Consider the following 12,545-nt stretch of genomic DNA (forward strand, 5'->3'; position numbering starts at 1 on the left):
TCATGCGGCAACAGGATGCGCGGAAATGTGAAGGTGATTTGCCCGTCGACACAAGCCGGCGCGGCTGCGGCAAACTAACTCGACGGGCAATTGGCGCATGTCGGGAATGCGGAAACTGCCCGACGGGCAACCGAGCAGGCTTTGATCCGCACAATAGCGCGGGGGATGCCAATCCGGTTGCAGCGGCAGAAAACACAGCTTAGCAATACTGTTCGCTGGCTCCGGCTGATTTTAAGAATTGGAGCCCGGCCGTAACAGCGATCGCCGCTGCAGCCGGCACATGGGGGATCAGGATGAAGCATCGCTGTCGGTACGTAGTCGTCGCCTCCGCCATTTGGCTCACCGCCGCAGCGCCGCCATCGGCAAGAGCCCAAGCGACATCACAGGAGTCCTTGGCGGCCGCGAAAGAGCTGGTCTCCGTGATGCATATGAATGACCAGGCGACAGCCCTGTTGCCGATCGTTCTGAAGAACCTGAGACCGACGATCGTCCAGGGGCGCGCCGAGGTCGCTCTGCAATATGATGCGTTGATCCCGAAGTTCACCCAGGCCTTTCAGGGCAGGGTTTCCGAATTCTCGGATGCGATCGCGGTCATCTATGCCAGGAACTTCTCGGCGGACGACCTCAGGACCATGGCTGAGTTCTACAGGACCCCGACAGGTCAAAGAGTCCTGCAGAAGCTGCCGTCCGTCACCCAGGAGTCGAGCATTGCCGGGCAGAAATTTGGTCAAGCTCTCGGCGAAGAGATCAGGAAGCAGATGGTCGATGAACTGAGGAAGAAAGGTCTCGATCTCTGATCCGAACTCCCGATCGTCATGCAGCGGCGCTGCCCTGCGACATAACCGGCGCGACGGGCAATTTCCGTATGACAGGCTTGTGGTCCGTCCCGCCTCGCCATCCCCCGGGAAGCCGAACCGAGACGTCCACGGTCATGCCCCCGATGGCGGGCACGACACCGGATTGCAGGCTCAAACCTTGCCGCGGCCGATAGTCCGGCGAACGACAACGCAAGTCGATGGTCAGCTCATGCGCCTTCGAACTTGAACGACACGTTGAGCTTGGCCCGATAGGCTTCGACTTTCCCCTTCGCATCGAGTTGCATGTCGAGCTTGACGACTTCTGCAACGCGCAGGTCCCGGAGTGTTTTCGCAGCTTGTTCGACCGCGTTCGCGGCCGCCTTTTCCCAAGATTCGCTGCTGGTACCGATCAGCTCGATGACTTTGTAGACGCTGTCAGACATGTCGGTCTCCTGTTCGGTATGGAGCAGGAAGCAGGTGCTCCCTGCTACAACTGAACGTAGCATCATAGCGCGGCGCCTGAAAGGACGCAGCCTGCCCATGGCAGCCGCAGGTCCGGAGCTACCACGAATGGCGCTAACGCCTTGCGCGTCTCACAAGCCCTTGCGCCCTACACGCCGCCCAGCTTGCAGATGTGCTTCCACTCCTCCGCCGTCACCGGCTGCACCGAGAGCCGCGACTGCTTCACCAGCGCCATCTCCGACAGCTTCTTGTCAGTTTTGATCGCGGCGAGCGTCACCGGGGTCTTGAAGGGCTTGTGCGCCTTGATGTCAACGCAGACGAACTTGCCCGTCTTGTCGGTCGGGTCGGGATAGGCTTCCTTGATGATCTCGGCGATGCCGACGATCTCCTTGCCCTCGTTGGAATGATAATAGAAGGCGAGCTCGCCCTTCTTCATCGCCACCAGGTTCTGCCGCGCCGTGTAGTTGCGCACGCCGGTCCAGGCCTCCCCCTTCGCGCCCTTCTCCACCTGCTGGTCCCACGACCATACCGAGGGTTCGGATTTCACCAGCCAGTAGTTCATATGTGCAAGATCCTCAGATCACGTTGCGCCAGTCTCGAGCGGAATACGGCCTCGCTCGGCGGCCGGATCAAAGAAGACGACAACGGCCGGGTCAACACCTTAGAGCCGGGGCGCTGCGCTTTTGCCCAGCGATGACGCGGCGCCGGTCTCTGCGCTCAACCCTCATGGTGAGGAGCGCCGCAGGCGCGTTCAGGCGATGCTCTCGCATCGCCCCGAGAACCATGAGGCCGGATCAGGGCCTCCCCCTTCGAGACGCCCGCCTGCGGCGGGCTCCTCAGGGTGAGGGGTGAATGTGGTGCGCAGCCAGAACGCTCACTCCTCCGCCTTGAACGGGCGCATCATCAGCGCCTCGATCGCGGCATCGATCGTCACGGTGCCGGCGAGAATGGCGGCCACCGCCTGCGCCACCGGCATCTCGACGCCGCGCGACGCGGCGAGCTCGACCAGCACCGGCGCGGTGTATTGTCCCTCGGCGAGCTTGCCAGCAGGGAGCGGCTCGCCGCGGCCGAGCGCGAGGCCGGCGGCGAAGTTGCGCGATTGCGGGCCGGCGCAGGTCAGGATGAGGTCGCCGAGGCCGGACAGGCCGGTGAGCGTTTCGCTGCGGGCGCCATAGGCGCGGCCGAGCCGCACCAGCTCGGCGAAGCCGCGCGTGGTCAGCGCCGCCAGCGCCGAGGCGCCGAGCTTGCGGCCGGAAACGATGCCGGCAGCGATCGCCAGCACATTCTTGGCGGCGCCGCCGATCTCGACGCCGCGCACGTCGGTCGAGTGATAGGGCCGGAAGGTCGGCGAGCCCAGCGCATGGACGAGATCAGCCGCGAGCGCCTCGTCGGGCGCGGCGAGCGTCACTGCGGTCGGCAGGCCGCGCGCGACGTCGTCGGCGAAGCTCGGGCCCGAGAGGATCGCGGGGATGCAGTTGGGCGCGGCTTCGGCGATCACTTCCGTCATGAATTTATGGGTGCCATGCTCGATGCCCTTGGCACAGGCGATGAGCGGCGTGCCCGGACGGAGCAGCGGTGCGAGATGCATGACGGCGCCGCGCAGATGCTGGGCGGGGACGACGATGAGAACGGCGTCGGCGCGGGCGGGCTCGGCAAGATCGGCGGTCACGGCGATGCGCGACGCGAGGGGAATGCCGGGCAGGCGCGGGTTCTCACGGGCAGCGCCGATGCGCGCGGCGTGGTCGGCATCGCGGGCATAGAGCGTGACGTCACGCCCTGCGCGCGCCGCGACAGCGGCGAGCGCCGTGCCCCAAGCACCGGCGCCGATGACGGAGATCGTTTGGAAACGAGTCATTCGCCGCGGATTCGGCTGCGCTCCCTCCCCCCTTGCGGGGGAGGGTTGGGGAGGGGGGTGCCACGAGCGAGAATCTTTATGGAGCCACCCCCACCCCCGACCCCTCCCCGCAAGGGGGAGGGGAGCGCACCGCGTGTGGTGCAGGAGCTTGCCACATCACAGCCGAGGGCGATCCAGCCGCTTCGTGCAGAATGAAAAAGCAATTCCATCACCCTCAAAACCCCGCGCGCGTATTCGCGAACTTGCCGGGCACGCTGGCATTCGCATCCAGCAGCCAGCGCGCCCGCGGGGCGGCGTCCATGCCGTCGACGAGGCCGAGCGCGAGCCGCTCCAGTCCGGCCCAGGCGATCATGGCGCCATTGTCGGTGCAGAGCGCGGGCGGCGGCATGATCAGCCGCGTGCCGGCCTGCTGCGCGACATCGTCGAGCGCGCCGCGAATGGCCTGGTTGGCGGCGACGCCGCCGGCGGCCACCAGCGCGGTCGGCGCGCCAAAACGCTGCTTGAACAGGTCGAGGCCGACGCGCAGGCGGTCGGCCGTCGAGTCCAGCACCGCCGCCTGGAAGCTGGCGCAGAGGTCGGCGATGTCCTGCTCGCTCACCTTGTCGAGCCGGCCGATCTCGTTGCGCACGGCCGTCTTCAGCCCGGACAGCGAGAAATTGGCATCGCTGCGGCCCAGCATCGGACGCGGGAAGGCAAAGCGCGCGGCGTCGCCATTGCGCGCGGCCTGCTCGACCTGCGGTCCGCCCGGATAGGGCAGGCCCAGCATCTTCGCGACCTTGTCGAACGCCTCGCCCATCGCGTCGTCGACGGTGGTGCCGAGCCGGACGTAGTCGCCGACGCCGGCGACTGCGACGATCTGGGTGTGGCCGCCGGAGGCCAGGAACAGGCAATAGGGGAAGTCGATTGCATCGGTGAGGCGCGGCGTCAGCGCATGCGCCTCGAGATGGTTGACCGCGATCAGCGGCGTGTCGTGCACCATCGCGATCGCCTTGGCGGTGGTGAGGCCGACGATGACGCCACCGATCAGGCCGGGGCCGGCGGCCGCCGCGACGCCGCCGAGCGCGGCATAGTCGATGCCGGCCTCGCGCATCGCCGCGTCGATGAGATGGTCGAGCATGTCGACATGGGCGCGCGCCGCGATCTCTGGAACCACACCGCCATAGATGGCGTGCTCGTCGGTCTGCGAGCGCACCACGTTGGAGAGGATCTGCCCCTTGCCGTCCGAATCACGCGCCACCACGGCCGCGGCGGTCTCGTCGCAGGTGGTTTCGATGCCCAGCACGAGCGTTTGCGATTCGTTACCCAATCTCAACCCTTTTGGTCATTATGAGTGCGCAGAACCGCCTAACACCACGAGGTCGCCAGGTGCAATCGTCCGTCCGTTGCAGCCCGGCCGATCCGTGTTCGACGGGAGCATAGCACATGGCCGTGCTGGTGACCCGTCCCGCCCCGGACAATGAACGCACTGCGAGCGCCCTGCGCGCGCGCGGCTTCGAGGTGCTGCTGGCGCCGATGCTGCGCTTCGAGCCGGTCGCGCTGCCGCCGGACGCGGGCCACGACGCCGCCGGCGTCATCGTGACGTCATCGAACGCGCTGCGCGCGGTGGCGCCGCAGCTCAGAGGGTCCGCATTGCTTCGCCTGCCGCTGTTCGCGGTCGGCGACCGGACCGCCGCAGCCGGACGCGAGGCCGGCTTCACGCAGGTGATCTCGGCCGCGGCCGATGCGACGGCGTTGCGCGACCTGATCGCAGACAGCGGCGTCATCGACGCCAAGGCCACCCTGCTCTATCTCGCCGGCGCCGACATCTCGCGCGACCTCGCTTCCGAGCTCGCCGAGCGCGGCTTCGATGTGGTCACCCAGACCGTCTATCGGATGGCGCCGGTCGCGGCGCTGCCGCGCGGCGTCTGCGCGGCCTTCGCAGCCAACCGGATCGAGGCGGTGCTGCATTATTCGCGGCGGAGTGCCGCGGCATTCGTGGCCGCCATCCAGACCGATGGCGTCGAAATCTCGGCGCTGGCGGTGCCCCATGGCTGCCTGTCGGCCAATGTCGCCGAGGTGCTGCGCGAGGCCGGCGCCACCCAGGTCACAATCGCGGCGCATCCGGATGAAAACGACATGCTGGAGGGCCTGACCCGTGCGCTACGGTCGTGAATGGCGTAAGAGGGCCTGCTCAATCTTGCCTCAGCCAGGGAACTTCCGCCATGGTCGATGAACCCGACACCGCTGCACCGGCCTCCGACACCGGGCGGCCGAAACGGCCACCGCCGACCATCGACCTGGAGCCGACCTCACGCGAAGAGCGCCCGTCGGCCAGCGAGAGCGCGGCCGAGCGGCCGACCGCCTCGCCATGGTCCGCGCCGGCGGCAGCCATGGCCGAAGGCTCGTCGGAGACCGCCGCCGAATCCCACCCGCATATGGCGCCGGACGCCGAAGCGGCTGCTGCCGCCGATGACAGGGTCGAGGAGACCATTGCCGCCGCCGAGCCGCCGCGCATGGCGCCGCCCCCCTCCCGGCCGGTGTCGCCCTGGATCATCGCGCCGTTCTCCGGCGCGGCCGCGGCCGCGCTGGTCATCGGCGTCGGCTGGATGCTGGGCTGGCCGCAGGTCGCACCGCCGTCGGCGATCTCGCCGCAGGCCACGGCGGTCGACGAGCTCACCTCCCGCGTCGCCGGGCTGGAGCAGCGCGTCGGCAAGCCGGATGGCGCCGTGACCGGCCGGCTCGATGCCGCCGACAAGGCGATGGCAGCGCTGCGTAACGACATCGCCGGCCTGCGCGCGCAGGCCGACAAGACCGTGGCCGCCCTCAACGACGTCCGGGCGCAGCCGCGCGACGGCTCCGCGCCGGCGCCCGCACCCGAGCCGGTCGATCTCTCCGGCCTGACCGCACGCATCGACGCGCTGGAGCGGGCGAGCAAGAACCAGAGCGCGGCGCTGGCACAGGAGCGCGCCAGGATCTCCGAGGCGGCAGAGGCGGCCAAGCCGGCCGACGACGCGCCGCTGCGCCGCGTGGTCGCCGCGACCCTGCTCGATGTCGCCGTCCGTCACGGCGATCCCTATGGAGCGGCGCTGACCACCGCCAAATCTCTGGCGCCCGACGCGGCCGCGCTGAAGCCGCTGGAGGCGTTCGCCACGACCGGCGTGCCGAGCCCTGCGGCACTGAGCCGCGAGCTGCTCACCATCGTGCCGAAGCTCTCGCCGCCGGCGCCCGAGAGCACCACCGGGACCTCGATCCTCAGCAAGCTCTCGGCCGGCGCCTCGAGCCTGGTCAAGGTCGAGCGCACCGACGGCGCCGGCACCGATCGCGGCGCGGTGGTGGCACGGATCACCGCGGCGGCGCTGCGCAACGATTTCGCCGAGGCCCGCCGCGAGCTGAAGGGTCTCTCGCCTGGTGATCGCGCCCCCGCCAATGACTGGCTCGCACGCGCCGATGCCCGCGACGCGGCGCTGTCGGCCGCCCGCAAATTCGCCGACGACGCGATGACCGCGCTCGCCAAACCCGCGCAATAGGACGCCCATGTTCCGGATCGTCATTTTCCTCATCCTGGTCGGGCTCGCCGCTGCGGGCTCGGCTTGGGTCGCCGAGCAAACGGGCGACGTCGTCTTGAATTGGGGCCCGTGGCGGATCGCCATGACCTTGCCGGTGTTCGTGCTTGCGCTCGGCCTGACCATCGCGGCCTGCGTCGCGCTGTGGAACCTGATCAGCGCGCTGCTGCGGGCGCCCGGCCGCATCCGCAAGGCGCACCGCGCCCGCCGGCATCAGCGCGGCCGCCACGCCATCACCCACGGCCTGCTGGCGATCGGCCACGGCGATTCGACCGCGGCGCGGCAGCACGCCGACACCGCCAAGCGGCTGGCCGGCGATGATCCGCTGACGCTGCTCCTGCACGCCCAAGCGGCTCAGCTCGAAGGCGACCGCGACGGCGCCCGGCGCGCCTTCCGCGCCATGGCCGAGCGCCACGATACCCGCCTGCTCGGCCTGCGCGGCCTGTTCATCGAGGCGCAGCGCGCCGACGATGCCTATGCCGCGGTGATGATCGCCGACGAAGCGCTCAGGCTGGCGCCCAACGCCACCTGGGCCTCGCATGCCGTGCTCGGCTTCCGCTGCGCCGAGGCCGACTGGGACGGTGCGCTGGCGATCCTCGACAGCAACTACACCGCGGGGATGATCGACAAGCCGACCTACCGCCGTCAGCGCGGCGTGCTGCTGACGGCGCGCGCGCTGGCGCTGGAGACCGGGGATCGCGACCTGTCGCGCACCAGCGCGATGGAGGCGGTGAAGCTGGCGCCGACCCTGGTGCCGGCCGCGGTGCTGGCGGCGAAGTTCGAGAGCGAGGCGCACCAGGTGCGGCGCGCGATGAAGATCATCGAGGCGGCCTGGGCGGCGTGTCCGCATCCGGATCTCGCCGATGCCTACGCCCATGTGCGGCTCGGCGATTCGGCCACGCAGCGGCTGGCGCGGGTGGAGAACCTGGCCGCGCGGACGCCCGGCCATGTCGAGGGCGCGCTGGCGGTGGCGCGCGCGGCGATCGACGCCGCCGAATTCGGCCGCGCCCGCGAGGCGCTGGCGCCGTTCACGGAGGACCCGACCCAGCGCGTGGCGATGCTGATGGCCGAGCTGGAGCGCACCGAGCATGGCGACGCCGGCAAGGCGCGGGAATGGGCGCTGCGCGCGGTGCGGGCCCGCCACGACCCGGCCTGGACCGCGGACGGCTATGTCAGCGACCGCTGGCAGCCAATCTCGCCGGTCACCGGCCGGCTCGACGCCTTCCAGTGGCAGACGCCGGTGGCGAGCCTGCCCTCGGAGCGCAGCAGCGTGATCGAAAGCTCGGCCTTCGCCGAAGCCGTGCTGGCGCCGCCGGTCCGCCCGGCCATGGCCGAAGCCGCGGTCGAGCCGCCGCGCGAGGCCGCACCCGCGCCCGTGGTGATCACGCCGGCCGTGCAGGACAACGAGCCGCCGCGGCCGGCGGCAGCCGCCGAGCCCGAGCAGGCCGAAAAGCCAGTCGAGGCAGTGGACAAGCTTGTCGACAAGCCCGTGGATATCCCTGTGGACACGGCTGAGGACGGCAGGCTGATCGAGGCCACGGCCATCGCCGCCGAGCCGGCGCCGCCGCTGCAGGCCGCGGCCCCCGCCGAGGCCGAATCGGAGCCGGAGGCCGAGCCGGATGCCGTGGCCGCCAAGCCGGCCGAGACCGCGGCCACCGCGCCGACGCCGCTGTTCCGCACCCGCAACGATCTCGCCAGGCCGGCGGAGACGCCGATCCAGGCGATCGTCCCGATCATGCGACCGCCGGACGATCCCGGCGTCGATGACGACGACCAGCCCCGCGACGAGTTCGCCGAGCAGCTCGCGCCCAAGGCCCAGGCCGGCGGCTGGCGCGGGTTCTGGTCGCGGTTCGGCGGCTGAGGGCAACCAGCCCCGCCGTTCCGGGTCACACCGGTTCGTTTCCGCGCCGCGGCGGCGCGCGTTGTCCTTGCCAACGGGCCGTTCGCCCGATATCAGGAGCGCGATCGCGTCGTCCGTCCCCGTGCCGGGCGCTCGCCGCTATGGTTCGCCGCAATAGCTCAGCTGGTAGAGCACGTCATTCGTAATGACGGGGTCGGGGGTTCGAGTCCCTCTTGCGGCACCACGCTTCGCCCTTCGGGCTACGCGTGGCGCAGCCGCGCAGGTGCCCGAAGGGCGAGGCGTGCCCGGCGTAGCTTCTTGGCGAAGCCGGGCGTTTGAGCCCCCCGGTGCTCCGGCTAAGCCCCGCGTTCTGATCCGATCAACCCTGTCAAACAGCCCACCGCTCGTCGCAGCCTTGCTCACGCGCATACCACCGCACCCTCGCGGCCGGTTCGGCCCGGGCTCTGCTGCAATCTGGCGTCCTCTTGAATGAGAGGGCGCAGGGAAGGCCGAGTGCCGACTGGCACCCGCGGCCCCCGTGCGAAGAAAATGCACGGGGCAGGAACCACAGGCTCAGCCGGAAACAACCCGGCCTTCCCTGCGCAATGGTTTGAACGGCTGCTCCGTGCTCTCCCAGGGGACCGGGCTTGTTGCCCCCGTCATCGACATCGTCGCCGACCAAGACACCAGCGTCGGGGTGTCGGGACCACACGGCTTGACCGTCCGCACGACGACGTTCGTCCGCACCTCCAAGGAGACGCTGCGTCGCCCCGCGGCCACCGCTCCCCGCCGCAACGTCCCGTGACGATCGCGATGCGCCCCTCTCAGTGCGGGCGGGATAGCCGGATCAAACCACTGATTTGGGGTCGGCGTCAACAGCATTTCTGGTATTCGGAATTATCGCCCTGCACTGCTCCGGTGCTGCGCACACCGTCAATGGTTCCGTGGCCACGATCAAACACGATATTGAGGCGAATTGGCTCCCGAGCGTCACCGAAATTCCCGCTCTGTGATGGCACCAGCCTGGTCGCCGAGGATCCTGAGCTGCTCGCCGTCGGCGCAACGCGAACCACATGGCCGTCGCGCGGCAATGCGACCAACTGGCAAACGGACGCGGAGGCTATGTCCCTCTGGCGTCTCGCCACGGCGCAGCGGGGCCGCAGGTCCGATGAGCAGCTTCGGGTCCGCCAAACCCTTGGCGCGGGATTTGTCTGTGATGTTCCTCGGCGACGTTCGCAGGATGGGGTGTCGCCAGGCCCGCCGAAGTGTTAACCATTCCGACCTACAGTTCGAACTCCAAAACGCAGCGCGCCCGTGTCCCGAAGTGATCTTCTTCTCTCGATTGTCCGCGCAGGAGCAACCGGCGATCGCAATGCCTTGCGTTCGTCAGTCGAGGCGATTGTCGCTGAGGAGCGGGGCAAGAATCACCACATACTGGCTGACCGTCTACAACGCGCGTTGAACGCGGTTACGGTGAGTTCGCCAGTTATCAAGCCGTCAGCGAGTCAATCAGGCAAAGACACCATCCTCGAGAGCACGCCTCGCCGCCGCCTCGACGAGCTGATCCTGCCGCTGCCGGTAGCCGAACAGGTCAAGCAGCTTGTGGAGGAGCAGCATCGCGCTGACCTGTTGCGCGCTAACGGCATGCAGCCAAGACATAGAGTGCTGCTGTCGGGTCCCCCGGGAAATGGCAAGACTTCGGTAGCCGAAGCGATAGCCGAAGCCCTCGCGGTGCAATTCTTCACAGTACGTTACGATGCACTTGTTGGCTCTTATCTGGGTGAGACCAACACGCGGCTTGCGCGATTGTTCGACTACGCTCGCACGGTGCCGTGCGTGCTTTTCTTCGATGAGTTCGACTCGATCGGCAAAGAACGGGGCGATGTTCACGAGACCGGTGAGATCAAGCGTGTCGTATCCTTTTTGTTAATGCAGATCGATCAGTTGCCGAGCTATGTGGTTACTGTCGCAGCAACGAACCATGCTGAATTGCTGGATCGCGCCGTGTGGCGTCGGTTTCAATTGCGTCTGGCACTGCCGCAACCATCAAATGACGCGCTTTCCGTTTTTCTCGACCGCCAGTTCGAGTCATGGCCCGAGCCGGCTGGTATCGAGGCAGGCAAACTTGCCAGCTCCTTGGGTTCCGTCAGCTTCGCCGAGGGCCTCGAGTTCTGTCAGACTGTCCGTCGCCAGCATGTATTATCCCTGGGCAACCGCAAGCTAAGAGAAATATTGAGCGAGCAATTGCATTTCTGGACCGCCAGAGTGTCGCCGGAAGAAACCAATGCCGCACGATCTGGAGAAACCGCTGCTTCGCCTGAACGACCCAAGAGAAACGGGAAGACGCAGAACGGGAGGCGGCGGGGGCCAGGCGAGGACATTTGATCGAGCGACGCAAGGGCGAGCTCACGGTCCGATTTTTCAGCGTCTGCAGTCGGTTCTTAACCGACCCGACGCAGCGCTACAGCTGCGATCCGACGCGAACTCGCTTGCGCCAGAGCGGCTTTTGGTGTTCGAGGTCACCGGCTCGGTTCAAAACTTCGTCAATGCCGTGTCGCGCATTCCAGGACTGGAATTTGCTGGCGAAGAGGAATTGGTCGCTGACGAATTAGATGCCAATCCGGAATTCTATCTCCTGGTCCCGCAGCTCGATGCATTGAGCCAGATCGTTTCATTGTGGAATACGTGGCAGCGAAGTGGAACGGTTCCGAGGAATTACACGCCTTGGCGAGACCTGTTTTCTCAATTGCGAAGCGTACGTCCCTGGGGACCGGCTGATCGCGTCTCGCCGTCGAACCGGGAGTATTTCCGTCACAGCGTGGAGGGCGCTCCTGATAGCGAGGTAGTTCGTATCGAAATCGAATTGGTGTTCCGCGCGGGTGAGGGGGACGCGCAAGCCGCCGAAGCAACTGTGGCGGAGCACGTCGCGCGCAAAGGTGGCAAGATAATCGACCGCTCGAGGCGGCCGGAATTTGCCTACCATGCTGTACTAGCCGACGTTCCAGCAGGCGAAATCCGGCTTATCGCAGACCTCGACCCCGCCTCGCTCGCTGGCGCTGATCCCGTAGCATCCATCGTGCCGCAGAGCGTGGGCACGCCGATTGATGCGGATGATCGCACGCCTGTGACAGAGGTGAGGCCAAACGTCCTTCTCGACGATCCGATCGCCGCTGTCTTCGATGCTGTTCCTGTTCAAGCTCACCCGCTTCTCACCGGCCGGCTGACGATCGAAGATCCCGCAAATCTCGAGGCTAAAGCCGTGGGACTGCGCGTGCACGGTACCGCCATGGCCTCGATCGTGCTTCACGGCGATCTCAATGATCCGGCTACGTCGATCAGCCGCCGCGTCTATTTTCGGCCGGTAATGTACGCACCTTCATTGGGTGATGAAATCTTCGACGAAAACAAGCTGGTCGTCGACGTCATTGTTGAAGCCGTAATTCGGATGCGCGCGAGCGGAGGCCCGAATGTCATCGTGGTCAATCTATCGCTCGGCGATCGCACGAAGCCATTCGCCGGCAAACTCTCGACCTGGGCACGGGCTCTGGACTATTTGGCCTTCACCTACGGCATTCTCTTTCTGGTCAGTGCTGGCAACGTAGATGACGGGCTGCCCATGCCCGAGTTTGCCGATGCTGCTGCCTTCGAGGCCGCACCCACAACTGCGCGGGCAGAAGGAGCTTTGCGGGGATTGGATGCCATGAAAGCGGATCGTCGGCTGCTTGCCCCTGCAGACAGCCTGAACGCTCTCACTATTGGAGCATGGCATCGAGACTCCTCAACCGAAGTCTTTCGCGGCACAAGCCCCTTTGTTCCCTACGAGGGCCGGGAGATGCCGAACTTGTCGTCGCGCCTTGGACCGGGGCTGCGTCGGAGCACGAAACCCGAGGCTCTGTTCGCCGGGGGAAGGCAGCGCGGTCGGCTCGCGCCGGCTGCCTCGCCGCCAATCTTGCTAAGCCATCCGCTTCCGAGCAGATCCTATGGGGCGGCGGGTGGTCAAGAAGGGTTAGGATTGGATTTCCGAACCATCCGGCCCTCGGAGGATCAAG

10 protein-coding genes and 1 tRNA gene are annotated in these 12,545 nt (G+C 67.1%); 7 read left to right on the top strand and 4 right to left on the bottom strand.

Features of this window, described 5'->3' with window-relative positions; translation table 11 throughout:
• Positions 1–293: 293 nt before the first annotated feature.
• The gene (locus QX051_RS20285; RefSeq protein ID WP_315777332.1) at positions 294–797 is read left to right on the top strand and encodes a DUF2059 domain-containing protein; all 504 of its coding nucleotides are present in this window, start codon (positions 294–296) and stop codon (positions 795–797) included.
• Between the two features lie 227 nt (positions 798–1,024).
• On the opposite strand, the gene QX051_RS20290 is transcribed toward QX051_RS20285, so the two are convergent.
• The 4 genes from QX051_RS20290 to tsaD form a co-directional block, all read right to left on the bottom strand.
• Entirely contained in the window at positions 1,025–1,240 is a 216-nt protein-coding gene (locus tag QX051_RS20290; RefSeq protein WP_315777333.1) for a dodecin family protein, read from the bottom strand.
• Between the two features lie 167 nt (positions 1,241–1,407).
• Positions 1,408–1,821, bottom strand: coding sequence for an EVE domain-containing protein (locus QX051_RS20295; protein ID WP_315777334.1), 414 nt, complete (start codon positions 1,819–1,821; stop codon positions 1,408–1,410).
• A gap of 312 nt (positions 1,822–2,133) precedes the next feature.
• Complete coding sequence (locus tag QX051_RS20300) at positions 2,134–3,114, bottom strand: NAD(P)H-dependent glycerol-3-phosphate dehydrogenase (RefSeq protein WP_315777335.1); 981 nt, start codon at positions 3,112–3,114, stop codon at positions 2,134–2,136.
• Positions 3,115–3,328: 214 nt separating this feature from the next.
• On the bottom strand, positions 3,329–4,396 hold the full coding sequence (tsaD, locus tag QX051_RS20305) for a tRNA (adenosine(37)-N6)-threonylcarbamoyltransferase complex transferase subunit TsaD (RefSeq protein WP_315777336.1): 1,068 nt from the start codon (positions 4,394–4,396) through the stop codon (positions 3,329–3,331).
• Between the two features lie 140 nt (positions 4,397–4,536).
• Here tsaD and QX051_RS20310 point away from each other — a divergent pair, with 140 nt between their 5' ends.
• From QX051_RS20310 to QX051_RS20335, 6 genes are all read left to right on the top strand, one after another.
• Complete coding sequence (locus QX051_RS20310; protein ID WP_315777337.1) at positions 4,537–5,265, top strand: uroporphyrinogen-III synthase; 729 nt, start codon at positions 4,537–4,539, stop codon at positions 5,263–5,265.
• Between the two features lie 50 nt (positions 5,266–5,315).
• Positions 5,316–6,620 carry a hypothetical protein gene (locus tag QX051_RS20315; RefSeq protein WP_315777338.1) on the top strand — a complete coding sequence of 435 codons (1,305 nt, stop codon included), beginning with the start codon at positions 5,316–5,318 and terminating at the stop codon, positions 6,618–6,620.
• A gap of 7 nt (positions 6,621–6,627) precedes the next feature.
• The gene (locus tag QX051_RS20320; RefSeq protein WP_315777339.1) at positions 6,628–8,517 is read left to right on the top strand and encodes a heme biosynthesis protein HemY; all 1,890 of its coding nucleotides are present in this window, start codon (positions 6,628–6,630) and stop codon (positions 8,515–8,517) included.
• 147 nt (positions 8,518–8,664) lie between these two features.
• A tRNA-Thr gene (locus QX051_RS20325) sits at positions 8,665–8,740 on the top strand.
• 1,070 nt (positions 8,741–9,810) lie between these two features.
• Entirely contained in the window at positions 9,811–10,881 is a 1,071-nt protein-coding gene (locus tag QX051_RS20330) for an ATP-binding protein (protein ID WP_315777340.1), read from the top strand.
• Positions 10,882–11,005: 124 nt separating this feature from the next.
• Positions 11,006–12,545: S8 family peptidase (locus tag QX051_RS20335; protein WP_315777341.1), on the top strand; the 1,540-nt coding region annotated here is incomplete at its 3' end.

Origin of the sequence: Bradyrhizobium sp. SZCCHNR1053 (assembly GCF_032381235.1) — a bacterium.
In the GTDB taxonomy this organism is placed as follows: domain Bacteria; phylum Pseudomonadota; class Alphaproteobacteria; order Rhizobiales; family Xanthobacteraceae; genus Bradyrhizobium.